This is a genomic window from Pseudomonas sp. Z8(2022) (assembly GCF_025837155.1).
Taxonomy (GTDB): Bacteria; Pseudomonadota; Gammaproteobacteria; order Pseudomonadales; family Pseudomonadaceae; genus Aquipseudomonas.
In genome coordinates this window covers 467,254-491,726 of record NZ_CP107549.1, presented here as the reverse complement: position 1 = coordinate 491,726, position 24,473 = coordinate 467,254, and the positions used below count along the sequence as shown (strand labels likewise).

Genomic DNA, 24,473 nt, shown 5'->3' with positions numbered 1-24,473 from the left:
CTCAGGCCTCCGGCTCGTAGCTGTAACCGAGACCGCGATGGGTCTGGATCGGCTCTTCCGCGGGGGCGACGGTACGCAGCTTGGCGCGCAGGCTCTTGATATGGCTGTCGATATTGCGCTCGTAGCCGGCCTCGCTGGCCACGCCAAGCGCGTCGAGCAACTGCTCGCGCGAATAGACCCGGCGCGGCTGGCCAAGCAGCGTGCGCAGCAGGCGGAATTCGTGGCGGGTCAGGCTCAGCGCCTGGCCGTGATAGTGCATGCGAAAGGCTGCATCATCGATCCGGAACGCGCCCGCCGGGTTGACCGCCGGCGCTTCGCGCGGCGCCACACGCTTGAGTATGGCCTTGACCCGCGCCGCCACTTCGCGCGGGCTGAAGGGCTTGACCACATAGTCGTCGGCGCCGATTTCCAGCCCTACCACACGGTCGATTTCCTCGCTGCGTGCGGTAAGGAAGATCACCGGCACCTCGGAGAAACGCCGCAGGCGCTTGCACACCTCGAAGCCGCTGATGTCGGGCAGGCCAACGTCGAGAATGGCCAGGTCGAAGGTGCCGTTCTCCAGCAGCGTCAGCGCCTCGCCGCCGAGGCTCGACCAGTGCGTGACGAAGCCTTCGGCCTGCAGGGCATAGACCAGTGTGTCGGCAATCGCGGCTTCGTCTTCGACTATGAGTATCTGCGGCATCGGGCGTCCTGCACCTGGGGTTCGACCGCGGCAGACTGCCGAGGGCCGCGACCAGCGTCAAGCCGGAGAGGGCTTTCGGCTCCGGCGGGCTGCTTACGGAATCTCGCCGCGGATGTACTGCTCCAGCTGACGGATCAGGTCGGCCTGTTCGGCAATGGTTTCCTTGACCAGGTCACCGATGGACAGCAGGCCGATCAGCTCGCCCTCGGCCAGCACCGGCAGGTGACGCAGGCGGCGCTCGGTCATCAGTTCCATGCAGTGCTGCACGCTGTCACGCGGGCCGACGCTGATCACCTCGCGGGTCATGATTTCGCTGATCCTGGTGTTGAGCAGCGAGCGCTCGGCCAGGGCCACCTTGCGCACATAGTCACGCTCGCTGACGATGCCGACCAGACGCCCGCCGGAAAGCACCACCAGCGCTCCGATCCCCTTCTCGGCCATGATCCGCAGACCGTCGAGCAGCGAATCCTCACTGTCGACGCTGTACACGTAGGCGTGGGGCTTGCTGCGAATAACTTCTGCGACGGTTTTCATGCGGGCGGCTCCTTTCGTTGTTATTGGTTTTTAGCAGAGTTGGCCACCGCGGTCAGCTCAGTCGAGCCGGAATCGTCCGGTATTGTGCGCCAGCTCCTCGCTGCCCCTGCGCAACTGCCCGGCGGCGCTGCTGACCGCCTGGGCCGCATCGAGCAGTTGCCCGGCGGCCTGATCGACTTGCTGAATATTGCCGCTGACCTCGTCGGCGGTGGCCGCCTGCTGCTCGGCTGCGGTGGCGATCTGCGCCAGGCGGTCGCTGACGCGCTGCACCGAGTCGACGATGTTCTGCAAGTCGTCGCCCATCGCCAGCACGCTGCCGATGTCGCCATCGGCCTGGTTGCAGGCGTCCTCCATCAGGGTGACCGACTGGCCGACCACCCGTTGCAGGTTCTCCACGGTCTGGGCGATTTCCTGGGTCGAGTCCTGGGTACGTTTGGACAGCGAACGCACCTCGTCGGCGACCACGGCGAAGCCGCGCCCGGCCTCACCGGCGCGCGCTGCTTCGATGGCGGCATTGAGCGCCAGCAGGTTGGTCTGCTCGGCGATGCTCTTGATCACCTCGACCACACGGTTGATCTGCTGGGTCTGTTCGCGCAGCTGCTGCAACGCCGCAGCGCTGTCGCCCAGACGGCTGCTGAGCTGACGCATGCTGGCGCTGGTACGCTCGCTGCGCTGGTTGCTGCCGAGCGCCACCTCGCGGGTCTGCTGCGCCTCCATGGCGGCCTGCTCGCAACTTTGCGCCACGCTTTGCGCGGTAGCCGCCATCTGCGTCGCGGCAGTGGCAATCTGGCTCATCTGCGCCTGCTGCTGCTCGACCGCGTCCAGCGCATCGCGCGCCTGGCTGCCCAGCAACTGCACGGTGCCGTCCAGTTGCTGGCTTTCGCGATTGACCCCCTGCAGCGAGTCGCGCATCTGCTCGACCGCAGTGTTCAGGGCCTGGGCAATGGCAGCCAGATCATCATGGCCGTTGACCTCCATGCGCACACGCAGATCACCGTCGCGCAGGTCGCGCGCGGCTTCGATGATGTTGCCGGTGCTGATGCGGATCGAGGCGTTCAGGCACATCAGCACGTACATCGCCAGCAGGGTCAGGACGCTGAAGGCACCGACCACCTCGATCATCGAGTGCAGCGCCTGCTGGCGGTAGTACCGCAGGCTGGCGCCGAACTGCCGGTAGAGAGCCTGCTGTAGCCCCTGCAGCTGAGTCTCCAGGGTCTCGACACGCTGGATGAACTGCTCGGGCGTAAGCGCCATGGGGCTGGCTTCGAACATGTCCCGGTCGATCTGCGCGAGGAAATCGTCGAAGGCCTTGAGCGACGCATCGAGCGGTGCGCTCAACTGGCGCATGGCGCGCGGCGCTTCGTGCGAGAGGGTGGCCTGCGCCTTGACCAGCTGCGCCCGCTGCTCGTCCAGGCCGCGTCGCAGGTCGCGGATCAGCACACGGCTCTGCAGGGTGAAGTGTTGCGAGACCACGGCGCCATGGCCCTGCGCCGCGAAGGTACCAAGCTGCTCCAGCAGCCTCGGCATGATGTAGGTGATCTGCTCCATCATCAGGTAGGTGTCGAGGTGCGGATCGAGAATCAGCGCGCTATCGGTCGCCACCTGCTCACGCAGGGCAATGAGGTAAAGCAGCGCCTTCTGGTAGCGTTCCAGCGCATCAGGCAGCGCCACCTTGCCCAGCTCGGCCGTACGCAGGCCATCGCGCTCGCCGAGGAGCGCCTGGAAGTGCTGCCGCGCCTGATCGCTGATCAGCCCACTGCGCAACGGCTCGGCCGCCTGCTGCAGCGCTTCGTCAAGCCGCGCATCGCGCGCCTGCAGCAACCCTTCCGCGGCTTTCTCGGTACCTTTCCAGCGCGCCAGCAGCGTGCGTTGGGCAATCAGTTCCTGCTGCACGTCCGCCATACGATCGAGCGCCTGCGCACCTTCCAGTTCGTCATCGACCGCTTGCAGCCGTGACAGGTGCTCGCTGCCGATCACCCACAGCGCGTAGCCCAGCGGCAACGCGAACAACAGGAACACCAGCTGGAACTTGTGGGCAAAACTGAAACGCTGTAGCAGCCGTACACCCGGCTTGAGTACTCCCGTCATAGCGACACCTCGGCGACCTAGAGAGGCCTACGGCCTAGCAAGCAATGCACGTAGCAAGAAGCAGGCCCGACGCTACCTGGAAAGGAAGCCGTTACCGGGCACTCTCGACGAGTGTAGTGGCCAATGAGTATCAGGCTTTTCGGTAATGCGACAGATTGCTCAGCATTGCGGACGAGCGCGGGTATAACGCTCTGCCGGGTCCACGGCCGCACCAAGATCGCGCATGGCGCGGGCGCCAATGAGTAGCGGATAGCTGAAGGTGCTGCGGTCGGTCAGGTTGACCTCGATGGTGCGCTCCTCGTCGCCCAGGCAGATCGGCATCTCGATCACCGGGCGCTGCGAGTAGGCAACTTCCTGAACGTCGGCATCGCTCTCTTCCACGCGTTTCTTGATCTCGGCGATGCGCACCAGCGGATGCTCGTAAACCGTATCCTCGGCGCCCTCGACGGCCAGGCGGAAGCGTACCCAGTCTTCACCATCGCGCTTGAACGGCTCGATGTCCTTGGCTGACAGCGAGGCGGTCATTGCGCCGGTATCCATCTTGGCCTTGAGGGTCTGGCCGAGGGCGGGGAGCTTGATCAGCTCGTAGCGGCCGTAAAGATCGGGTTGCTGGTTGGCCATGGTCGGCAGGCTGACTGCAGCGGCCAGCAGAAACAGGGCGTATTTCAAGATCGGCACTCCTGTGCAGGGAAAGTCCCGTTATCCGACTGCCGCAGCCCTGCTGTGTTCCCCCTCAAGGATGACAAGGCGTTACCGCCGCGCTCGCGACCGAGTTATGCCACTCCAGAGTTCGTCCAGATGCTCGAAGCCCCAGGCAGCTGCTGACTCGCGTCCGACGATGCGATCCTCGATGCCCGGCTTGCTCAAGTCGGCGGCCACCTCACCCTCGGCGCCAGCAGCGCCCTCGGGTTCTGCTCCAGCATCACTGCCAGACGCCCGCTGAAGCAATCCGGCCAGGCCCGCCTCGCGGACTGTCTCTGCAGGCAAGCCAAGCTGACGTGCCAACGCGATCATCAGCGCGCACACCGAGACCGAATGCATGTAGGTGTATTCGTCGAACCACAGAATTCCTGGACGTACATTCCGACGCGTAGATCGGCTAAGGAGATCCGCTTGAGCATGACGCTTATCGAGAGGAGGAAATACTTTCTCCGGATAGGCCATCAATCGACTTTTTGAGCAATGCCCCGTGCTTGCATAAGATGGCCCTCCGCGCCCGCCAAGGAGTTGATATGCGTTCCCTGCTGACCGGCCTGCTCAATGTAGTCCTGCTGCTGAGCAACACCCTGATCCTGATCGGCCCGATGATGTTGATCGCCCTGGCCAAGTTTGTGCTGCCCGGACAGGCCGCGCGCGACACCTGCTCACGCGGGGTGATGTGGGTGGCCGAATTCTGGGCGGAGAACTGCAAGCGCATCTTCGCCCTGCTCACCCCGACGCACTGGGACATACGCGGCAACGCCGACCTGCGCCGCGACCGCTCCTATCTGGTGATCAGCAATCATCAGTCCTGGGTCGACATCCCGGCGCTGGTGCAGGCGTTCAACCGCAAGACGCCCTACTTCAAGTTCTTCCTCAAGCAGGAACTGGTCTGGGTGCCCTTTCTCGGCCTGGCCTTCTGGGCGCTCGATTACCCCTTCATGAAGCGCTACTCCAAGGCCTTTCTGCAGAAGAATCCGCACATGAAAGGCAAGGACCTGGAGATCACCAGGGCCGCCTGCGAGAAGTTCAAGCGTCTGCCGGTGACCGTGGTCAACTACCTGGAGGGCACCCGCTTCACCCCGGCCAAGCAGGCGCAGCAGCAATCGCCCTACCGCTATCTGCTCAAGCCCAAGGCCGGCGGCGTGGCGTTCGTGCTCGCAGCGCTGGGCGAGCAGATGGATGCCGTGCTGGATGTGACGGTGGTATATCCCGGCAGGCAGGTACCGGGATTCTGGGCGCTGCTCAGCGGCCAGGTGCCGAAGGTGATCATCGATATCCAGACCCGCGAACTCGATCCGGCGCTGTATCAGGGTGATTACGAGAACGATCCGGCTTTCCGCCAGCAGGTGCAGGACTGGGTTTCGGACCTGTGGCTGGCCAAGGACAAACGCATCGAACAGTTGCGCAGCGAAAACCACGGCTGACTGGCGACTGCGTGCAGGTCGCGTTCGGTTTTCCGAATGCACCACTGCGAGATAGTCGGAAGAGCGAACGAGCGATGATCAAACCCCTCTGAAGAATTAAAAATAACTCCATATAAATCAATTACTTAATGAAAAATCGAACACCTCGAAAGTACTGGCACACAACCTGCTCAAGTCACTGTAGGAATGCAGTAGACCTTCCCTGAGCAAAGTGGCATTGCGTGCCATCACAACAACAACATTGAGGACTCGATTCATGCGTACCTTCCACCGCGTACTGAGCGTGGCCATTGCCGCCGCCTTCCTTTCCACTCCGGTGATCGCCGAGGAACTGACCGGCACCCTGAAGAAGATCAAGGACAGCGGCACCATCACTCTGGGCCACCGTGACTCGTCCATTCCCTTCTCCTACTTCGGCGACAACTCGCGTCAGCCGATCGGTTACTCCCATGACCTGCAGTTGAAGGTGGTCGAGGCGATCAAGCAGGAACTGGGCATGCCGGATCTGAAGGTACGCTACAACCTAGTCACCTCGCAGACCCGCATTCCGCTGGTGCAGAACGGCACCGTGGACCTGGAGTGCGGCTCCACCACCAACAACATCGAGCGTCAGCAGCAGGTCGATTTCTCCGTTGGCATCTTCGAAGTGGGCACCCGCCTGCTGGCCAAGAAGAGCAGTGGCATCAACGATTTCGACGACCTCAAGGGCAAGAACGTGGTGACCACCGCCGGCACCACCTCCGAACGCCTGATCAAGGCAATGAACGCCGAGAAGAAAATGGGCATGAACGTTATCTCTGCCAAGGATCACGGCGAGTCGTTCCTGATGCTCGAGTCCAACCGCGCCGTCGCCTTCATGATGGACGACGCCCTGCTCGCCGGCGAAATGGCCAAGGCCAAGAAGCCGGATGACTGGGCTGTGGTCGGCACCCCGCAATCCTTCGAGATCTACGGCTGCATGGTGCGCAAGGGTGACACCGGCTTCAAGCAAGTGGTCGACAAGGCCATCAGCGCCACCTTCGCCTCCGGCGAGATCAACGATATCTACAACAAATGGTTCCAGCAGCCCGTCCCACCGAAGGGCCTGAACCTGAATTTCCCCATGAGCGACGAGCTGAAGAAGCTGATCGCCAATCCGACCGACAAATCTGCAGAACAGATCTGACGGTGATGCGCCGCCACGCTCACGAGGCGTAACGGCGTGGGGACTCCGGGGAAGCCAACGGCTTCCCCAACCTAATTCCTGACGAAGCCGAGCCCTCCGCTGGACGGAGACGGGCAGGTGCTGCCTGCGTTTCACGCTTCGCCAACATAGCCGTACCCGGGTCGCGCAGCGACGACGCGCAGCAGATCCTGTCCTCACAAGAGGGGAAACCGTAATGAATTACAACTGGGACTGGGGTATCTACTTCAAGTCCACCGGCATCGGCAGCGAAACCTACCTGGACTGGTTCATAACCGGCCTGGGCTGGACCATCGCCATCGCCCTGGCCGGCTGGATCATCGCCCTGGCGCTGGGCTCGCTGCTCGGTGTCATGCGCACCCTGCCGAACCGCTGGCTGGCTGGCATCGCCACCGCCTACGTGGAAATCTTCCGCAACGTGCCGCTGCTGGTGCAGCTGTTCCTCTGGTACTTCCTGGTGCCGGACCTGCTGCCCGAGCCGCTGGAGCTGTGGTTCAAGCAGGATCTCAACCCGGCCACCTCGGCCTACCTCTCGGTGGTGGTGTGTCTTGGCCTGTTCACCGCGGCGCGAGTCTGCGAACAGGTACGCACCGGTATCGAGGCGCTGCCCAAGGGGCAGACCGCGGCGGCCTACGCCATGGGTTTCCGCCTGCCGCAGATCTACACCAACGTGCTGTTGCCGCAGGCCTACCGCATCATCATTCCGCCGCTGACCAGCGAGTTCCTCAACATCTTCAAGAACTCCTCGGTAGCGTCGCTGATCGGCCTCATGGAGCTACTGGCGCAGACCAAGCAGACCGCCGAGTTCAGCGCCAACCTGTTCGAGGCCTTTACCCTGGCCACGCTGATCTACTTCACCCTGAATATGAGCCTGATGCTGCTCATGCGCATGATCGAGAAGAAGGTTGCGGTGCCGGGCCTGATTTCCGTAGGGGGTAAATGATGGACTTCAGCCAGATCATTCCCGCCCTGCCGGGGCTCTGGGACGGCATGCTGGTCACCCTGCAACTGATGGTGCTGGGCGTGCTCGGCGGCGTGGTGCTGGGCACCCTGCTGGCCCTGATGCGCCTGTCGCACAGCAGGCTGCTGTCGAACATCGCCGCAACCTACGTCAACTACTTCCGCTCGATCCCGTTGCTGCTGGTGATCACCTGGTTCTACTTCGCGGTGCCGTTCATCCTGCGCTGGATCACTGGCGAGGATACCCCGGTAGGTGCGTTCAGCTCGTGCCTGGTGGCCTTCGTGATGTTCGAGGCGGCGTACTTCTGCGAGATCGTCCGCGCCGGCATCCAGGCCATTCCCAAGGGTCAGATGGGCGCCGCCTCGGCCCTGGGCATGACCTACGGGCAAAGCATGCGGCTGATCATCCTGCCGCAGGCGTTCCGCAAGATGACTCCGCTGCTGCTGCAGCAAAGCATCATCCTCTTTCAGGACACCTCGCTGGTGTACACCGTGGGCCTGATGGACTTCCTCAACGCCGCCCGCTCGCGTGGCGACATCATCGGCCAGCCCCATGAATTCCTGATCTTCGCCGGCCTGGTCTACTTCACCGTCAGCTTCGCCGCCTCGCGCCTGGTCAAGCTTTTGCAAAAGAGGTTAGCCGTATGATTTCCATCCAGAACGTCAACAAGTGGTACGGGGACTTCCAGGTGCTGACCAACTGCAGCACCGAGGTGAAGAAGGGCGAAGTGGTGGTGGTGTGCGGGCCGTCCGGCTCGGGCAAGTCGACCCTGATCAAGTGCGTCAACGCGCTGGAGCCATTCCAGCAGGGTGACATCAACGTCGACGGCACCTCCATCGCCGACAAGAAGACCAACCTGCCAAAACTGCGCTCACGCGTCGGCATGGTATTCCAGCACTTCGAGCTGTTCCCGCACCTGACCATCGCCGAGAACCTGACCATCGCGCAGATCAAGGTGCTCGGCCGTAGCAAGGAAGAAGCCAGCAAGAAGGGCCTGGCCCTGCTCGACCGTGTCGGCCTCGCCACCCATGCACACAAGCACCCAGGCCAGCTCTCCGGTGGTCAGCAACAGCGCGTCGCTATCGCCCGCGCCCTGGCCATGGACCCGGTGGTGATGCTGTTCGACGAGCCGACCTCGGCACTCGACCCGGAGATGGTCAACGAGGTGCTCGACGTGATGGTACAGCTGGCCCACGAAGGCATGACCATGATGTGTGTGACCCACGAGATGGGTTTCGCCCGCAAGGTCGCCGACCGGGTGATCTTCATGGACGCCGGCCAGATCGTCGAAGATTGTCCGAAGGAGGAGTTCTTCGGCGACATCAATGCCCGCTCCGAGCGCGCCCAGCAGTTCCTGGCGAAGATTCTCCAGCACTGATCTGGTAGCCGGATGCAACCCGGGAATGACGGGCTGCCTTCCCGGGTTGCATCCGACCTTGGCCCGGGAAGGCGCACCGCAACGCCGCTTGGGCAACTGGCCAGCCAGGGGACGACTATGATGCAATGCCTGCTCGCCCCTTCTCGCGCCGATCTGACCGTGAAACCGCGTCTGCTCCGTCACCTGTCGCTGATTCTGTTGTTCATGCTGCCTGTGCTCGGCTGCGGCTACGCTGGCTATCACATCAGTGATCGCGCCGGCATCCGGGCGCTGGCCGAGAACGGCGAGCGCCAGCTGGAACTCAACGCCCGCGCCGTCGAGAGCGAAATCAACAAGTACACCTACCTGCCCAGCCTGCTGGAGCTCGAAGGCAACGTCTCGCGCCTGCTGCTGGCACCCACGGCCTACCGCCGTCATCACGTCAACATGTACCTGCAGGGACTCAACGAGCGTGCCGGCAGCCTGGCCATCTATGTGCTTGATCCGGACGGCCGGGTAATCGCCTCCAGCAACTGGGACGAAGCCGACAGCTACCTCGGCGAAGACCTGTCATTCCGCGCCTATTACCAAGACGCCATCAAGGGTCGCCCCGGGCGCTTCTACGGCATCGGCAGTACCACCGGCGAACCCGGTTACTACCTCGCCCATGGTCTGCGCGACGGAAAGCGCATCATTGGCGTGGCGGTGGTCAAGGTACGTCTCGACGCTCTCGAAGAGCGCTGGCAGCGTGCCCTGCTGGAGGCCTACGTCAGCGACGAAAACGGCATCATCATCCTCGCCAGCGATCCGATGGTGCGCCTCAAGGCCGTGCGCCCGCTCGATGACGCAACCAAGGAGCGCCTGGCGCGCAGCCTGCAATATCATTGGGCGGCGCTGGACGAACTGCAGTTGTTCAACCGCTCGCCAGTGGACGACGGCATCGAGCAGGTCAGCTTCGCTACCGCCGGCGTCCCCGCCAACTACCTGTTGCAGACCCGCCGCCTGGAAGACACGCCCTGGCACCTGACGCTGCTCAGCCCGCTGCAGGAGCAGCGCAGCGCAGCCATGAGCCGCGGCATGTTGGCGGCGGTGGCGGCAGCCCTGCTGGCCTTTCTGATGATCGCCTGGAACGAGCGGCGCAAGGTCATCGCCACTCGCCTGGCCGCCCGCGAGGCGCTGCAGGCGGCCAACGACGAGCTGGAACGCAAGATCACCGAGCGTACCGCCGACCTGCAAGCCAGCAATGAACGCCTGCAGGCCGAAGTGCGCGAGCGCCAGCAAGCCGAGACCACCCTGCGCCAGGCCCAGGACGAGCTAGTCCAGGCCGGCAAGCTGGCGGTGATCGGGCAGATGTCCACCAGTATCGCCCACGAGCTGAACCAGCCGCTGGCGGCACTGCGCACACTCTCCGCCAATGCCGTGCGTTTTCTTCAGCGCGGCGCGTTGGATGTCGCCAGCAGCAACCTGCAGAACATCGCCGAACTGGTCGATCGCATGGGCAAGATCACCGCAAGCCTGCGCGCCTTCGCCCGCCGCAACGGCGATCAGGGCGAGGCTTCGCTGCAGCAGGCCGTGGATGCGGCGCTACTGCTGTTGCACCCGCGCCTGCAGCGCACTCGCGTGCAGATCCACCACACATTCGCCGAGACGCACCTGACCATCGAACAGATTCGCCTGGAGCAAATCCTGGTCAACCTGCTCAGCAACGCCCTGGACGCCCTGCAGGCGCAGACCGATCGGCACATCTGGCTAAGCGGCAGCCGCGAGGCCGAGCACTACCAACTGGAGGTGCGCGACAATGGCCCCGGTATCGCCCCGGAAACCCGCGCCCATCTGTTCGAACCCTTCTTCACCACCAAGCCGGGCGAACAGGGCCTGGGCCTCGGTCTGACGCTCTCCGCCAGCCTGGCCGCCGCGGCCGGCGGCAGCCTTACCGTGCGCCACCCCGAGGAAGGCGGCACCGCCTTCGTCCTCAGCCTGCCATACCCGAGAGAGCCGCTACCATGAGCGACAGCCTCACCGTCCTGATCGTCGAAGACGACCCCCATGTGCTGCTCGGCTGCCAGCAGGCTCTGGCGCTGGAAGACATCCCCTGCATTGGCGTCGGCAGCGCCGAAGAAGCCTTGGCCCAGATCGACGCGGACTTTGCGGGCATCGTCGTCAGCGATATTCGCCTGCCCGGCATCGACGGCCTGGAACTGCTCAAGCGTCTCAAGCAGCGTGACCCGAGCCTGCCGGTGGTGCTGATCACCGGTCATGGCGATATCGGCATGGCGGTCGGCGCGATGCGTGATGGAGCCTACGACTTCATGGAGAAGCCTTTCTCGCCGGAACGCCTGGTGGACGTTGCCCGCCGCGCCCTGGAGCAGCGCAGTCTGGCCCGCGAGGTCAGCTCGCTGCGCCGCCAGCTGGCCGGGCGCCAGGCGCTGGAGCAGCGCATCATCGGCCGCTCGCCGGCCATGCAGCAGTTGCGCGAGCTGATCGCCAACGTCGCCGACACCAGCGCCAACGTGCTCATCGAAGGCGAAACCGGCACCGGCAAGGAGCTGGTCGCGCGCTGCTTGCACGACTTCAGCCGACGGCAGAGCAAGCAGTTCGTCGCGCTGAACTGTGGCGGCCTGCCGGAAAGCCTGTTCGAGAGCGAGATATTCGGCCACGAGGCGCACGCCTTCACCGGCGCCAGCAAGCGCCGCATCGGCAAGATCGAGCATGCCGATGGCGGCAGCCTGTTCCTCGACGAGATCGAGAGCATGCCGCTGAACCTGCAGATCAAGCTGCTGCGCGTACTGCAGGAACACAGCCTGGAGCGTCTCGGTTCGAACCAGCCGATCAGCGTCGACTGCCGGGTGATCGCCGCGACCAAGGCCGACCTCGACGAGCTGGGCAAGCGCGGTGAGTTTCGCAGCGACCTGTACTACCGGCTCAACGTGGTCACCCTCGAACTGCCACCGCTGCGCGAACGCCGCGAGGACATCGCCCTGCTGTTCGAACACTTCCTGCAACTGGCCGCGCTGCGCTTCGACCGTTCCGTACCGGAGCTCGATAGACAGACTCTGGCCGCGCTGATGGCACACGACTGGCCTGGCAACGTACGCGAACTGCGCAACGTCGCCGAGCGCTTCGCCCTGGGGTTGCCGGTGTTCAAGAAAAGCGGCCTGACCGACAGCACCGGCCTCGGCTTCAACGAGGCAGTGGAAGCCTTCGAGCGCAACCTGCTGGCCGCCGCGCTGGAGCGCCACGACGGCAATCTCAGCCAGGCAGCGCAGGCATTGGGCCTGGCCAAGACCACGCTGTTCGACAAGGTGAAGAAGTACGCCCTGCAGTAAGCCGGCGGCACGCGCCGGGATCGAGCAGCTCGGCAACCAGCGCATGAGGACCGGTCGCTACCTGACTTAGCGCCATCGAAAAAAGGGAGCCCGAAAGCTCCCTGGAAGAAGGCGCGGACCAATGCGCCTGGCCGTAAACCTGTCTGCGACGCGCGCAGCGCGCCGTCAACGCAAACACGCGTGGCCCGCAACAGCACCGGGCCACGCCGCTCGGCATCACGCCGCGCTGAACATCTTGTGCGGGTCGATGACGAATTTCTTCGGCACACCGGCATCGAACTCACCGTAACCGCGCGGGGCATCGTCCAGGCTGATGACCTGCACGCCGACCACCTCGGCGATGTTGATGCGATCCCACATGATCGCCTGCATAAGCGCACGGTTGTATTTCATCACTGGTGTCTGGCCGGTGTGGAAGCTGTGCGACTTGGCCCAGCCGAGGCCGAAACGGATGCTCAGGCTGCCCATTTTCGCCGCCGCGTCCACCGCGCCGGGGTCTTCGGTGACGTACAGACCGGGGATGCCGATCTTGCCGGCCACTCGGGTGACCTGCATCAGCGAGTTGAGCACGGTGGCCGGTGCCTCGTGCTTGGCGCCTTCGTGACCATGACCACGGGCCTCGAAGCCCACGCAGTCGATGGCGCAGTCCACTTCCGGCTCGCCCAGCAGCGCTGCGATCTGCTCGTGCAGCGGGGTGTCCAGCGACAGGTCGGCGATCTCGAAGCCCTGGGCCTTGGCGTGCGCCAGACGCGCCGGGTTGAGATCACCGACTATGACCACGGCCGCGCCGAGCAGGCGCGCCGAGGCGGCAGCGGCCAGCCCCACCGGGCCGGCGCCGGCAACGTATACGGTGCTGCCCGGGCCGACGCCAGCGGTAACGGCGCCGTGGTAGCCGGTGGGCAGAATGTCGGACAGGCAGGTCAGGTCACGGATCTTCTCCATGGCCTTGTCGCGATCCGGCAGCTTGAGCAGGTTGAAATCGGCGTAAGGCACCAGCACGTACTTGGCCTGGCCGCCGGTCCAGTCGCCCATGTCGACGTAGCCGTAGGCACCGCCGGCACGCGCCGGATTGACGGTCAGGCACACGCCGGTGTGCTGTTCCTTGCAGCTGCGGCAGCGGCCGCAGGCGACGTTGAAGGGTACGGAAACCAGATCGCCGATCTGCAGACGCTCGACATCGCGCCCCTTCTCGATCACCTCGCCGGTGATCTCGTGTCCCAGCACCAGGCCGACCTGTGCAGTGGTACGGCCGCGCACCATGTGCTGGTCGGAGCCGCAGATGTTGGTGGAAACGACTTTCAGGATGACCCCGTGCTCGATCTTCTTGCCGCGCGGGTCCTGCATTTTCGGGTAGTCGATCTTCTGCACCTCGACCTTGCCCGCGCCGAGGTAAACCACACCACGATTATCAGACATGCGTAACTCTCCTTCTTGTTGTGGATGCAAGGAGCGACCGACGGCCGCGCAAGCTTGCACTGGAGCCTCTTTCGTCTGCTGCCGGTCACCGCCGGTACAACCTGGCAGGGCGGTGATCCGCTAAATGGACCGGGCGGCGAACCGCCTCGGCCCAAATGCTCTTGGTGAAATCTTGTGGTGGGCCGGTGCCCACTCTGCTTGCGGGGACAGCCCGCTTCAGGCGTTGAGTACCACCGTGCGGTTGGCATTGAGGAACACGCGACGGTCGAGGTGATAACCGACCGCCCGCGCCAGGGTCAGGCATTCGATGTCGCGGCCCTTGGCGATCAGGTCCTCGGGATAGTGGGCGTGGTCCACCGCCTCGACGCCCTGGGCGATGATCGGCCCCTCGTCGAGGTCGTTGTTGATGTAGTGCGCGGTGGCGCCGACCAGCTTGACGCCCTTCTGGTAGGCCTGGTGATAGGGCTTGGCACCCTTGAAACCGGGCAGCAGCGAGTGGTGGATATTGATCGCCCAGCCGTCCAGCTTGCGGCACAGCTCCGGTGACAGCACCTGCATGTAGCGGGCGAGCACCACCAGCTCGGCGCCGGTGTCCTCGATCACCTGCAGCACGCGACGCTCCTGCGCCGGTTTGTTCGCCGGATCGAGCGGGAAGTGGTGATAGGGAATGTCGTGCCACTTCGCCAGCGGCTCCAGATCCGGGTGGTTGGAGATCACCGCCACCACATCCATGGCCAGCTGGCCGATGCGCTGGCGGTAGAGCAGATCGTTCAGGCAGTGGTCGGCCTTGGACACCATCAGCACCACCTTGGCGCGGTAGCCCGGCGGAGTCAGCTCGACCTGCATGCCGAAGGGCGCCAGGCGTTCGGCCACGCCGGCGCGGAATGCGCCCTCGTCGAAGTCCTCCGGCTGGCGAAATTCGACGCGGATGAAGAAGCGCGAGGACAACCGGTCATCGAACGAATGGTGCTCGGTGACGTAGCAGCGCTGCTCGAACAGAAAGCGCGTCACCGCATCCACGGTGCCGAGCACGCTCGGGCAGTGGGCGGTGAGAATCCAGGTATCGGGGTTGCGGCTCATCGTAAAGGACTCCGCTGAATGGCACTCCTCTCCCATTCATGAGAGAGGGGCTGGGGGAGAGGGTAAGGCTGCCCTCTCCCTAACCCTCTCCCGCAAGCGGGAGAGGGGACGGTTCGTGTGTGGTTCAGGCTTCGACCGCCAGCCCGTACTCGGCGCTGGCGTCCTGCAGCCACAGCCAGAAGTAGTCGGCGAAGCTGCGGCGGATCACCAGTTGCCAGGTGCTTTCGCCCACATGGCGGATCAGCAGCTGCGACTTGGCGAATACCGTGCCGACCGCCTTGCCCACCGGGAAGTTGTTCGGATGCACGTCGTAGGAAGTGGACTTCATCAGCAGCTCGCGCACCTTGTCGCCGGACAGCTCCAGCAGGGTCTGCCCGCCGCTGACGTTAACCACCGAGATGTGCTGCCCGGCCAGCGCTTCACGCAGCCTGCCTTCGACTTCGAATTCGCGGCCGCCTGCCACGATCAGCAGCCACTCGTCCGGCGCCAGCCACTGCAGCGAGGTCTCGCCATCGGCCACCACGCTCAGCGCGCCCGGCAGCTCCAGGCCCAGGGCCTTGTGCACGCCACCGGCGAAGGCCGCGTCGCTGGCGTCGCCACGCAGGATCAGATGCCCCAGCAGCGCGTGCTCGCGCAGGACGATCCCGGCGCTCTTGCTGCCCTTGCCCGCCAGTTCGTGGAGCCCCGCGTGGTGCAGAGGCGACTGCCCGGTGACGTGCTCCGGGCGCTGTTGATAGAGATTGATATCAGACATTCTGGCGATCCCCTTTCGGGTCATAGAACACATAACTGCAGATTTCCGCTTCGATCACGCTGCCATCGACCAGCGGGGCGAACACCCGCTCGCCCATGCGCTGCTGACCGCCCTTGACCATGGCCATGGCGATGCTGTGGCCGAGCGTCGCGCTCATGTAGCTGGAGGTGACATGGCCGACCATCTGCATGGGGATGGACTGCTTGGGATCGAACACCAGCTGCGCGCCTTCCGGCAGCACGGCCTTGGGATCGACCGGCTTCAGCCCCACCAGCTGCTTGCGGTCTTCGCGCAGGCAGTCGGCGCGGTTCATGCCGCGTTTGCCGATCCAGGAGAAGCTCTTGGTCTTGCCCACGCACCAGCCCATGGCCAGGTCCTCGGGGGTGACCGAGGCATCGGTGTCCTGGCCGACGATGATGAAACCCTTCTCGGCGCGCAGCACGTGCATGGTCTCGGTGCCGTAGGGCGTGAGGTCGAACTCCTTGCCGGCCTCGATCAGTTGCTCCCACACGCCGAGGGCGTAGTTGGCCTGGACGTTGACCTCGTAGCTCAGCTCGCCGGTGAAGGAGATGCGGAACACCCGCGCCGGCACGCCACCGACCTTGCCTTCCTTCCAGCTCATGAAGGGGAAGGCGTCCTTGTCCAGATCGATGTCGGTGACCTTGGCCAGCAGCTTGCGGCTGTTGGGGCCGGACAGGGTCATGGTCGCCCAGTGGTCGGTGACCGAGGTGAAGTACACCTTCAGCTCCGGCCATTCGGTCTGGTGGTAGATCTCCAGCCACTCCAGCACGCGCGCCGCGCCGCCGGTGGTGGTGGTCATGACGAAGTGGTTGTCACCGAGACAGGCGGTAACGCCGTCGTCGAAGACCATGCCGTCTTCCTTGCACATCAGACCGTAGCGCGCCTTGCCCACATCGAGCTTGGTCCAGGCGTTGGTATAGACGCGGTTGAGGAACTCGCGTGCGTCCGGGCCCTGGATGTCGATCTTGCCCAGGGTCGAGGCGTCGAGGATGCCGACGCTGTTGCGCACCGCCAGGCACTCGCGGGCCACGGCGGCGTGCATGTCTTCACCGGCCCTGGGGAAGTACCACGGCCGCTTCCACTGGCCGACGTCCTCGAACTCGGCGCCGTTCTTCAGGTGCCAGGCCTGCATCGCGGTGTAGCGCTTGGGCTCGAACAGCTCGCCACAGTGGCGACCGGCAACCGCGCCGAAACTCACCGGGGTGTAGTTCGGGCGGAACATGGTGGTGCCCATCTGCGGGATGCTGATGCCCATGGAACGGGCGGCGATGGCCAGACCGTTGATGTTGCCCAGCTTGCCCTGGTCGGTGCCGAAACCCAGCGCGGTGTAGCGCTTGACGTGCTCGACCGACTCGAAGCCCTCGCGGGTGGCCAGCTCGATGCCGGCCGCGGTGACGTCGTTCTGCAGGTCGACGAACTGCTTCGGCGCACGTGCGGTGGACTTCTCGTGCGGCACCTGGAACAGCGCCAGCATCGGTTCTTCCTTGAGCGCTTCGGTCTGCGGCAGGCTGCCGCTGACCGCTTCGAAACCGGTTTGCGCGGCGGCCTGAACACCGGCCTCGAAGCCGCTGGCGAGCACGTCGCCGAGGGCGAACACACCGTTGACCGCACCGGCATCGATGCGCTTCTGCACACCGTTGCCCGGGCCCGGCACGAAGCCGAGGATATCCTCGCGCCACTGCGGGCGACCGCCCAGGTGCGACGCCAGGTGCACCACCGGGCTGTAGCCGCCGGAGCTGACGATCAGGTCGCAGTCGACCATTTCGCCGCTGCTGGTAACACGATGGGCCTGCACGTCGATGGCGCAGATGCGCGCACCGGTCACGCGCTTGCTGCCGCGCGCTTCGATCACCGCGCTGCCGGTAAGGATGCGCACGCCACGGGCGCGTGCCTGCTCGACCCAGGTGCCACGCGGGTTGCTGCGCGCGTCGGCCACGGCCGCCACCTGCAGACCGGCGTCGAGCCAGTCGAGCACCACGCGGTAGGCGTAGTCGTTGTTGGTCGACAGCACCAGCTGCTTGCCCGGAGCCACGCCGTAGCGACGCACGTAGGTGGAAACCGCACCGGCCAGCATGTTGCCCGGCACGTCGTTGTTGGCGTACACCAGCGGGCGCTCGTGGGCGCCGCTGGCCAGTACCACGCGCCCGGCGCGGACGCGGTGCATGCGCTGACGGGCCTGCCCCAGCGGCGCGACCTCGCCGAGGTGATCGGTCAGGCGCTGGTGAATGGTGAGGAAGTTGTGGTCGTGGTAACCGTTGACCGTGGCGCGCAGCAGCAGGGTGACGTTGCTCATGCCCTGCAACTCGGCCACCGCCTGCGCTGCCCACTCACAGGCAGGCTTGCCGTCGAGGGTTTCGCGGGTGTCGAGCAGGCTGCCGCCGAACTCTTCCTGCTCGTCGGCGAGAATCACCCGCGCGCCGCTGCGCCCGGCAGCCAGTGCGGCGGCCAGACCGGCAGGGCCGGCGCCGACCACCAGCACGTCGCAGTGCTGGTTCATCTGGTCGTAGATGTCCGGATCGACCTCGGTGGGCGAACGACCCAGGCCGGCTGCCTTGCGGATGTACTTCTCGTAGGTGTGCCACAGGTTCTGCGGGTACATGAAGGTCTTGTAGTAGAACCCGGGCGGCATCATGCCGCCGCCGACCTTGCCGAGAATGCCCATCAGGTCGGTGTTGACGCTCGGCCAGCCGTTGGTGCTCCTGGCCACCAGACCGGCATACAGAGCCTGCTGGGTGGCACGCACGTTGGGCACTTGGGCCGCCTCGGTGCTGCCGATCTGCAAGATGGCGTTAGGCTCTTCGGCACCGGCGGCGACAATGCCGCGCGGGCGCGAGTACTTGAAGCTGCGACCGACGATGTCGACGCCATTGGCCAGCAAGGCAGCGGCCAGGCTGTCGCCGGCATAGCCCTGGTAGGTCTGGCCGTTGAACTGGAAGCTCAGCGGCTGGCTGCGGTCGATGCGACCGCCCTTGGCAAGACGATTGATCTGGCTCATGCCGAGACTCCTTTAGCCGCGGCCTGGCTGCCTTCGGCGTTGTCGGCGGTGAACTGCGGCTTCTCGCCGACCTTGTAGGTCTCGAGGATTTCGTAGCTCACGGTATGACGAGTGACGTTGAAGTACTTGCGGCAACCGGCGGCGTGCACCCACAGTTCGTGGTGGATGCCGCGCGGGTTGTCGCGGAAGAACAGGTATTCGCCCCACTCGGCGTCACTCAGCGCATCCGGGTCGAGCGGACGGGCGATATGCGCCTGGCCCTTGGGATGGAATTCCTCTTCGGAGCGCAGTTCGCCACAGTAGGGACAGAAGATGTGCAGCATGTTGGCCTCCTGAAACGCTCCCCGCTCGCAGATGCCAACGGGGTTTATCTTGTCTCCCCTCTCCCACTTGTGGGAGAGGGGTCGGGGGAGAGGGCTACGGCGTTGGCCGCGCTACCCTCTCCCGCCCTTCGGGCACCCTCTCCCATGAATGGGAGAGGGTCATCAGCTTTGCGCTACGCGCTCTTTTAGTGAGCCACGGCAGCGGCGCCGTGCTCGTCGATCAGTGCGCCGGTGTGGAAACGGTCGATGGAGAAGGGCTTGGCCAGCGGGTGCATCTCGCCCTTGGCCAGGCTGGCAGCGAACACGTTGCCCGAGCCCGGAGTAGCCTTGAAGCCGCCGGTGCCCCAGCCGCAGTTGAAGAAAAGGTTGTCCACCGGAGTCTTGGAGATGATCGGGCAGGCGTCCGGGCAGGTGTCGACGATGCCGCCCCACTGGCGGTTCATGCGTACCCGCGAGAGCACCGGGAACATCTCGACGATGGCCTGCAGGGTGTGTTCGATGGTGTGGTACGAGCCACGCTGACCATAGCCGTTGTAACCGTCGATACCGGCGCCGATGACCAGGTCGCCCTTGTCCGACTGGCTGATGTAGCCATGCACGGCGTTGGACATGATCACGCTGTCGATGATGGGTTTGATCGGCTCGGAAACCAGCGCCTGCAGCGGGTGCGATTCCAGCGGCAGACGGAAGCCGGCGAGGCGGGCCATATGCCCGGAGTTGCCGGCGGTGACTACGCCGACGCGTTTGGCGCCGATAAAGCCCTTGGTGGTTTCCACGCCGATGCACGCGCCGTTCTGCTTGCGGAAGCCGATCACCTCGGTGTTCTGGATCAGATCCACGCCGAGGGCGTCGGCGGCGCGGGCGAAGCCCCAGGCCACGGCGTCGTGACGGGCCACACCGCCACGGCGCTGCACGGTCGAGCCCATCACCGGGTAGCGGGTGTTCTTGCTGCAGTCGAGATAGGGAATTTCCTCGGCCACCTGCTTGGCGTCGAGCAGTTCGCCGTCGATGCCGTTGAGGCGGTTGGCGCTGACGCGGCGCTCGGCGTCACGCATGTCCTGCAGGGTGTGGCAGAGGTTGTAGACGCCGCGCTGGGAGAACATGACGTTGTAGTTGAGGTCCTGCGACAGCCCTTCCCACAGCTTCATGGCGTGCTCGTAGAGCTGCGCCGACTCGTCCCACAGGTAGTTGGAGCGGACGATGGTGGTGTTGCGCGCGGTGTTGCCGCCGCCGAGCCAGCCCTTCTCCACCACGGCGACGTTCTTCACGCCGAATTCCTTGGCCAGGTAGTAGGCCGTGGCCAGGCCGTGGCCGCCGCCACCGACGATGACCACGTCATACACCGGCTTGGGCGTCGGGTTGCGCCACATGCGCTGCCAGTTTTCGTGGTGGCTGAAAGAGTGCTTGAACAGGCCGAAGCCGGAATAACGTTGCATGGGCATGCTCCAGGGTTCTGCTCCCCTCCCCCGCACACGGGAGAGGGGCCGAGAAAGGAAGTGGGCTTAGCGATACACCGGGTAGTCCGCACACAGACCGGCGACCAGCTTGGCCACCTGCGCCTCGACATCGGCATCGCCGAGGTGCTCGAGGATGTCGCAGATCCAGCCGGCCAGCGCCTGACACTGGGCAACCTTGAAACCGCGGGTGGTCACGGCCGGGGTACCGATGCGGATGCCCGAGGTCACGAACGGCGATTGCGGGTCGTTGGGCACGGCGTTCTTGTTAACGGTGATGCCGGCGCGGCCCAGGGCAGCATCGGCCTCCTTGCCGGTCAGCCCCTGCTTGATAAGGCTGAGCAGGAACAGATGGTTGTCGGTGCCGCCGGAAACCACCTCGAAGCCGCGCTCGATGAAGACCCTGGCCATGGCCTGGGCGTTGTCGATGACCTGCTGCTGGTAGGCCTTGAACTCGGGCTCCATGGCCTCCTTGAAGCACACCGCCTTGGCCGCGATCACATGCATCAGCGGGCCGCCCTGGGCGCCCGGGAATACCGCGGAGTTGAGCTTCTTCTCGATCTCTTCGTTGGCCTTGGCCAGGATCAGACCGCCACGCGGACCACGCAGGGTCTTGTGGGTGGTGGTGGTGACCACGTCGGCGAAGGGAATCGGGTTCGGATACAGACCGGCAGCCACCAGACCGGCGACGTGCGCCATGTCGACGAACAGCAGCGCCCCGACCTTGTCGGCGATGGCGCGGAAACGGGGGAAATCCAAGGTCTTGGAATAAGCGGAGAAGCCTGCAACGATCATCTTCGGCTTGTGCTCGACGGCCAGACGCTCGACCTCGTCGTAGTCGATCAGGCCGGTGGCCGGATTCAGACCATACTGCACGGCGTTGTACAGCTTGCCCGACGACGACACCTTGGCCCCGTGGGTCAGGTGACCGCCGTGGGCCAGGCTCATGCCGAGAATGGTGTCCCCGGCGTTGAGCAGCGCCAGGTAGACGGCCGAGTTCGCCGAGCTGCCGGAGTGCGGCTGGACGTTGGCGAAGTCGGCGCCGAACAGCTGCTTGGCACGGTCGATGGCCAGCTGCTCGACCTTGTCGACGTATTCGCAGCCACCGTAGTAGCGCTTGCCCGGATAGCCTTCGGCGTACTTGTTGGTCAGGCCGCTGCCCTGGGCTTCCATCACACGCTGGCTGCAGTAGTTTTCCGAGGCGATCAGCTCGATATGCTCTTCCTGACGGCGTTCTTCCTGATTGATCGCCGCGAGCAACTCGTCGTCGTAACCTTGAATCTGATCCTGCTTGCTGAACATCTCGACTCTCCTGCAGCGCCTGTAGGCGGCGGTCCTGGACTGACGGGCCGGCAAGGCCCTGTGCAGCGATGGTAGGGCCGCCCCTGGCCCCTCAAATGCCTGCCAACGCCGCGAGAGCATTCGTTTGCGACATGGCCTTGTCGCAATCAGGCGCGTCGCTGCGAGCCTGACGTTCCATACACAAATGACGGGGATCAAGCTGTGGATAAGCCGTGCACACAACGCGCGACAGCAGAGCCTGTACGGCCTTCGCCGCCAAGATCATTTCCTGATCGATATCAATCGGTTAGCCAATCGAGCCATGCACAGAAAGCGTGGATCATCCTGTGGAAAAGCTGTAGATCGGTGGCTGCAGGGCCGGCCCGCTGGTGGATCGGCGCAGAAGGTCGTTTTGCGCACAGCAGAACCGGGCGCATGGCTTATCCACCCGCGACACTCCATGGAGGCGAGAACCGCTGGGGATATGCACAGAAGATGTGGATGAAAGTGTGTATAGCCTGTTCGGTGCAGGCCAGACGGCAGAGCTGCCGCGGCTTTCCGCGAGACGGCTAAAAATCGAACAGGATCAATGAGATAGCTCTGGCTTGTGCACAAATACTGTGGGCCATGCTGTGCACTGGCTGTGGAAATGCGTCGCCAGGCCAAAGCCCGTGGGGCTCCGGCCCGAATGCGCGTCAATTGCTCAACCGATGATTACGGCTTGAGCTTGTCGCCACAGCTGCTGGACGCATTCACCAGACGCTGCTGCATGGCCGCATCGGGAGGCGATTGACGGGACATTTCCTGCAACTCGGCCTCGCTGAACTCTTTACTGACCTTGGTCGCGGCGCAGTCGCAATAAGCTCGCAATTGTGGCTCCTCATATCCCGCCGGCGCGCCAGCGATGCACTGCTGTACGAACTCGGTCTTGGCGCTGTCGGACCACTCGGTAGCGGTAACGGGCAGCGCCACAGCCAGCGGCAGGGCAAGGGCGAGCAGGTGACGATAAGTCATATGACACTCCTTTTCTTGATTGCGAAGGGCGGATCGAGTGCCACCCTCTGTTAGGTGTGAGCCCCACGCCGAGTCTCAAGTTCCATCTCCAGGCCGAACGGCGGTTCACGAACGGACCGGGCAGTACGCATCAGCGCAATAACTCGTCGCCGCGACGCACGCCGGGACAGAAGCTCCCCGAGTAAAGTGCACGCTTTGCCGGCAGACCTGCCGCCAAGATTTTCACAAGGAGCGCGCCAATGCCCGACAATGCCCAGCAATTCGCCAGCGACAACTATTCCGGCATCTGTCCCGAAGCCTGGGCCGCCATGGCCGAGGCCAACCAGGGCCACCAGCGCGCCTACGGGGATGACGAATGGACGGCCCGCGCCGCCGACCACTTCCGCCGCCTGTTCGAGACCGACTGCGAGGTTTTCTTCGCCTTCAATGGCACTGCCGCCAACTCCCTAGCCCTGGCCTCGCTGTGCCAGAGCTATCACAGCGTGATCTGCTCGGAGACCGCCCACGTCGAGACCGACGAATGCGGCGCGCCGGAGTTCTTCTCCAACGGTTCCAAGCTGCTGCTGGCCAGAGCCGAGAACGGCAAGCTGACGCCGCAGGCCATCCGCGAGATCGCCCTCAAGCGTCAGGACATCCACTACCCGAAGCCGCGCGTCGTCACCCTTACCCAGGCCACCGAAGTCGGCACCGTCTATCGCCCGGAAGAAGTGCGCGCCATCAGCCAGGTCTGCGACGAGCTGGGCCTGCACCTGCACATGGACGGCGCGCGCTTCTCCAACGCCTGCGCCTTCCTCGGCTGCAGTCCGGCCGAGCTGACCTGGAAGGCCGGGGTCGATGTGCTGTGCTTCGGCGGCACCAAGAACGGCATGGCCGTGGGCGAGGCGATCATCTTCTTCAACAAGGCGCTGGCCGAAGACTTCGACTACCGCTGCAAGCAGGCCGGCCAGCTGGCCTCGAAGATGCGTTACCTGTCGGCGCCCTGGGTCGGCATCCTGCAGGATGACGCCTGGCTCAAATATGCCAACCATGCCAACCGCTGCGCGCAGCTGCTGGCCACGCTGGTCGCGGACGTGCCGGGGGTCAGTCTGATGTTCCCGGTGGAGGCCAACGGCGTGTTCCTGCAACTGTCGGAACCGGCCATCGCCGCCCTGAGCGCACGCGGCTGGCGCTTCTACACCTTCATCGGCGCCGGTGGCGCACGCTTCATGTGCAACTGGGATACCGACGAAGCTCGCGTGCGCCAACTGGCCGCCGATATCCGCGAGGTGATGAGCGCCTGATCCAGACGATATGCGGCGACACTTCCCGCATCCGTCATCTGCAGGTCGTCCGACCGGGCACCGGCACCGCGCAGACTTTGCGCACGCCCGCAGTTGCTGCTCCCGCTGCCCGGGAGCAGAATAGTTGACATGCAAACCAACTCTCCCGACTGCCCGGAAACGCGGCAGCAGATGCGCGAGCGCCTGGGCCTGCTGATCGGCGGCGTGTATCGCCAGTGGCGGCGCCAGGTCGACCTCAGTTTCAGGGACCTGGCGCTTACCGATGCCACCCGCGCGCCACTGCTGGCGCTTTACGTACACGACCAGCCGATGCGCCAGAAGGCACTGGCCGAGGCCCTGGCGCTGGACACCTCGTCGCTGGTGCGGGTGCTCGGCCAGCTGCGCGAACGCCAGCTGGTGCAATGGCACCACGAGCCGCAGGATCGCCGCGCCAAATGCATCTCGCTGACCGAGGCCGGCCGGGACATCGCCAGGCAGATCCTCCAGCGCAGCCTGGAAATCGAGCAGCAGCTGCTCGCCGACCTCAGCGACGAGGAACGACACATCACGCGCGGCGCCCTGGAGAAGATCCTCCGGCGCTTCGCCCAGCTATGACCCA

21 protein-coding genes and 1 pseudogene are annotated in these 24,473 nt (G+C 64.5%); 9 read left to right on the top strand and 13 right to left on the bottom strand.

Annotated elements, in window-relative coordinates; translation table 11 throughout:
• Position 1 precedes the first annotated feature (1 nt).
• From creB to OEG79_RS02270, 5 genes and pseudogenes are all read right to left on the bottom strand, one after another.
• Positions 2-682, bottom strand: a complete 681-nt coding sequence (gene creB / locus OEG79_RS02290; protein WP_264147274.1) for a two-component system response regulator CreB — start codon at positions 680-682, stop codon at positions 2-4.
• Positions 683-775: 93 nt separating this feature from the next.
• On the bottom strand, positions 776-1,216 hold the full coding sequence (locus OEG79_RS02285) for a CBS domain-containing protein (protein WP_264147273.1): 441 nt from the start codon (positions 1,214-1,216) through the stop codon (positions 776-778).
• Positions 1,217-1,273: 57 nt separating this feature from the next.
• Positions 1,274-3,304: a methyl-accepting chemotaxis protein gene (locus OEG79_RS02280; RefSeq protein WP_264147272.1), complete on the bottom strand. Its 2,031-nt coding sequence runs from the start codon at positions 3,302-3,304 to the stop codon at positions 1,274-1,276.
• A gap of 159 nt (positions 3,305-3,463) precedes the next feature.
• A complete protein-coding gene (locus tag OEG79_RS02275; protein ID WP_264147271.1) occupies positions 3,464-3,973 on the bottom strand; it encodes an ATP-dependent zinc protease in 510 nt (169 codons plus the stop codon).
• A gap of 273 nt (positions 3,974-4,246) precedes the next feature.
• Positions 4,247-4,360 (bottom strand): annotated as a pseudogene (locus tag OEG79_RS02270) (hydrolase); the annotation flags it as partial.
• 176 nt (positions 4,361-4,536) lie between these two features.
• Between OEG79_RS02270 and OEG79_RS02265 the strand changes: the two are divergent.
• The 7 genes from OEG79_RS02265 (at position 4,537) to OEG79_RS02235 (ending at position 12,257) form a co-directional block, all read left to right on the top strand.
• Positions 4,537-5,430: an acyltransferase gene (locus tag OEG79_RS02265; RefSeq protein ID WP_264147270.1), complete on the top strand. Its 894-nt coding sequence runs from the start codon at positions 4,537-4,539 to the stop codon at positions 5,428-5,430.
• 256 nt (positions 5,431-5,686) lie between these two features.
• A complete protein-coding gene (locus OEG79_RS02260; protein WP_264147269.1) occupies positions 5,687-6,595 on the top strand; it encodes a glutamate/aspartate ABC transporter substrate-binding protein in 909 nt (302 codons plus the stop codon).
• A gap of 214 nt (positions 6,596-6,809) precedes the next feature.
• Positions 6,810-7,556, top strand: a complete 747-nt coding sequence (locus tag OEG79_RS02255) for an amino acid ABC transporter permease (protein WP_264147268.1) — start codon at positions 6,810-6,812, stop codon at positions 7,554-7,556.
• Positions 7,553-8,221 carry an amino acid ABC transporter permease gene (locus OEG79_RS02250; RefSeq protein ID WP_264147267.1) on the top strand — a complete coding sequence of 223 codons (669 nt, stop codon included), beginning with the start codon at positions 7,553-7,555 and terminating at the stop codon, positions 8,219-8,221. The genes OEG79_RS02255 and OEG79_RS02250 overlap by 4 nt, the downstream gene beginning before the upstream one ends.
• Positions 8,218-8,952 (top strand): amino acid ABC transporter ATP-binding protein, encoded by a 735-nt coding sequence (locus OEG79_RS02245; protein ID WP_264147266.1) that lies wholly within the window; start codon positions 8,218-8,220, stop codon positions 8,950-8,952. The genes OEG79_RS02250 and OEG79_RS02245 overlap by 4 nt, the downstream gene beginning before the upstream one ends.
• A 117-nt stretch (positions 8,953-9,069) precedes the next feature.
• Positions 9,070-10,938, top strand: a complete 1,869-nt coding sequence (locus tag OEG79_RS02240; protein WP_264147265.1) for a sensor histidine kinase — start codon at positions 9,070-9,072, stop codon at positions 10,936-10,938.
• 44 nt (positions 10,939-10,982) lie between these two features.
• Positions 10,983-12,257 (top strand): sigma-54-dependent transcriptional regulator, encoded by a 1,275-nt coding sequence (locus tag OEG79_RS02235; RefSeq protein ID WP_264148661.1) that lies wholly within the window; start codon positions 10,983-10,985, stop codon positions 12,255-12,257.
• A gap of 216 nt (positions 12,258-12,473) precedes the next feature.
• On the opposite strand, the gene fdhA is transcribed toward OEG79_RS02235, so the two are convergent.
• The 8 genes from fdhA to OEG79_RS02195 all read right to left on the bottom strand — a co-directional run bounded on the left by fdhA (position 12,474) and on the right by OEG79_RS02195 (position 22,595).
• Entirely contained in the window at positions 12,474-13,673 is a 1,200-nt protein-coding gene (gene fdhA / locus OEG79_RS02230) for a formaldehyde dehydrogenase, glutathione-independent (RefSeq protein ID WP_264147264.1), read from the bottom strand.
• Between the two features lie 216 nt (positions 13,674-13,889).
• Positions 13,890-14,753, bottom strand: coding sequence for a formyltetrahydrofolate deformylase (gene purU / locus OEG79_RS02225; RefSeq protein ID WP_264147263.1), 864 nt, complete (start codon positions 14,751-14,753; stop codon positions 13,890-13,892).
• 124 nt (positions 14,754-14,877) lie between these two features.
• Complete coding sequence (locus OEG79_RS02220) at positions 14,878-15,507, bottom strand: sarcosine oxidase subunit gamma (protein ID WP_264147262.1); 630 nt, start codon at positions 15,505-15,507, stop codon at positions 14,878-14,880.
• On the bottom strand, positions 15,500-18,523 hold the full coding sequence (locus OEG79_RS02215; protein ID WP_264147261.1) for a sarcosine oxidase subunit alpha: 3,024 nt from the start codon (positions 18,521-18,523) through the stop codon (positions 15,500-15,502). The genes OEG79_RS02220 and OEG79_RS02215 overlap by 8 nt, the downstream gene beginning before the upstream one ends.
• Positions 18,520-18,846: a sarcosine oxidase subunit delta gene (locus OEG79_RS02210; RefSeq protein WP_264147260.1), complete on the bottom strand. Its 327-nt coding sequence runs from the start codon at positions 18,844-18,846 to the stop codon at positions 18,520-18,522. Before OEG79_RS02210 ends, OEG79_RS02215 begins: the two co-directional genes overlap by 4 nt.
• Before the next feature lie 185 nt (positions 18,847-19,031).
• Positions 19,032-20,282: a sarcosine oxidase subunit beta family protein gene (locus tag OEG79_RS02205; protein ID WP_264147259.1), complete on the bottom strand. Its 1,251-nt coding sequence runs from the start codon at positions 20,280-20,282 to the stop codon at positions 19,032-19,034.
• 66 nt (positions 20,283-20,348) lie between these two features.
• Positions 20,349-21,602: a serine hydroxymethyltransferase gene (glyA, locus tag OEG79_RS02200; protein ID WP_264147258.1), complete on the bottom strand. Its 1,254-nt coding sequence runs from the start codon at positions 21,600-21,602 to the stop codon at positions 20,349-20,351.
• A 693-nt stretch (positions 21,603-22,295) separates the two neighbouring features.
• Positions 22,296-22,595, bottom strand: a complete 300-nt coding sequence (locus OEG79_RS02195; RefSeq protein WP_264147257.1) for a hypothetical protein — start codon at positions 22,593-22,595, stop codon at positions 22,296-22,298.
• 239 nt (positions 22,596-22,834) lie between these two features.
• Between OEG79_RS02195 and OEG79_RS02190 the strand changes: the two genes are divergently transcribed.
• Both OEG79_RS02190 and OEG79_RS02185 read left to right on the top strand, forming a co-directional pair.
• The gene (locus OEG79_RS02190) at positions 22,835-23,875 is read left to right on the top strand and encodes a low specificity L-threonine aldolase (protein ID WP_264147256.1); all 1,041 of its coding nucleotides are present in this window, start codon (positions 22,835-22,837) and stop codon (positions 23,873-23,875) included.
• A gap of 129 nt (positions 23,876-24,004) precedes the next feature.
• Complete coding sequence (locus OEG79_RS02185; protein WP_264147255.1) at positions 24,005-24,469, top strand: MarR family winged helix-turn-helix transcriptional regulator; 465 nt, start codon at positions 24,005-24,007, stop codon at positions 24,467-24,469.
• Positions 24,470-24,473 lie beyond the last annotated feature (4 nt).

What these genes read in the sequence shown, in the direction of transcription:
- creB (WP_264147274.1), bottom strand. Translation starts at nt 682, where the DNA reads ATGCCGCAGATACTCATAGTCGAAGACGAAGCCGCGATTGCCGACACA.
- OEG79_RS02285 (WP_264147273.1), bottom strand. Translation starts at nt 1,216, where the DNA reads ATGAAAACCGTCGCAGAAGTTATTCGCAGCAAGCCCCACGCCTACGTG.
- OEG79_RS02280 (WP_264147272.1), bottom strand. Translation starts at nt 3,304, where the DNA reads ATGACGGGAGTACTCAAGCCGGGTGTACGGCTGCTACAGCGTTTCAGT.
- OEG79_RS02265 (WP_264147270.1), top strand. Translation starts at nt 4,537, where the DNA reads ATGCGTTCCCTGCTGACCGGCCTGCTCAATGTAGTCCTGCTGCTGAGC.
- OEG79_RS02260 (WP_264147269.1), top strand. Translation starts at nt 5,687, where the DNA reads ATGCGTACCTTCCACCGCGTACTGAGCGTGGCCATTGCCGCCGCCTTC.
- OEG79_RS02255 (WP_264147268.1), top strand. Translation starts at nt 6,810, where the DNA reads ATGAATTACAACTGGGACTGGGGTATCTACTTCAAGTCCACCGGCATC.
- OEG79_RS02250 (WP_264147267.1), top strand. Translation starts at nt 7,553, where the DNA reads ATGATGGACTTCAGCCAGATCATTCCCGCCCTGCCGGGGCTCTGGGAC.
- OEG79_RS02245 (WP_264147266.1), top strand. Translation starts at nt 8,218, where the DNA reads ATGATTTCCATCCAGAACGTCAACAAGTGGTACGGGGACTTCCAGGTG.
- OEG79_RS02240 (WP_264147265.1), top strand. Translation starts at nt 9,070, where the DNA reads ATGATGCAATGCCTGCTCGCCCCTTCTCGCGCCGATCTGACCGTGAAA.
- fdhA (WP_264147264.1), bottom strand. Translation starts at nt 13,673, where the DNA reads ATGTCTGATAATCGTGGTGTGGTTTACCTCGGCGCGGGCAAGGTCGAG.
- purU (WP_264147263.1), bottom strand. Translation starts at nt 14,753, where the DNA reads ATGAGCCGCAACCCCGATACCTGGATTCTCACCGCCCACTGCCCGAGC.
- OEG79_RS02220 (WP_264147262.1), bottom strand. Translation starts at nt 15,507, where the DNA reads ATGTCTGATATCAATCTCTATCAACAGCGCCCGGAGCACGTCACCGGG.
- OEG79_RS02215 (WP_264147261.1), bottom strand. Translation starts at nt 18,523, where the DNA reads ATGAGCCAGATCAATCGTCTTGCCAAGGGCGGTCGCATCGACCGCAGC.
- OEG79_RS02210 (WP_264147260.1), bottom strand. Translation starts at nt 18,846, where the DNA reads ATGCTGCACATCTTCTGTCCCTACTGTGGCGAACTGCGCTCCGAAGAG.
- OEG79_RS02205 (WP_264147259.1), bottom strand. Translation starts at nt 20,282, where the DNA reads ATGCAACGTTATTCCGGCTTCGGCCTGTTCAAGCACTCTTTCAGCCAC.
- glyA (WP_264147258.1), bottom strand. Translation starts at nt 21,602, where the DNA reads ATGTTCAGCAAGCAGGATCAGATTCAAGGTTACGACGACGAGTTGCTC.
- OEG79_RS02195 (WP_264147257.1), bottom strand. Translation starts at nt 22,595, where the DNA reads ATGACTTATCGTCACCTGCTCGCCCTTGCCCTGCCGCTGGCTGTGGCG.
- OEG79_RS02190 (WP_264147256.1), top strand. Translation starts at nt 22,835, where the DNA reads ATGCCCGACAATGCCCAGCAATTCGCCAGCGACAACTATTCCGGCATC.
- OEG79_RS02185 (WP_264147255.1), top strand. Translation starts at nt 24,005, where the DNA reads ATGCAAACCAACTCTCCCGACTGCCCGGAAACGCGGCAGCAGATGCGC.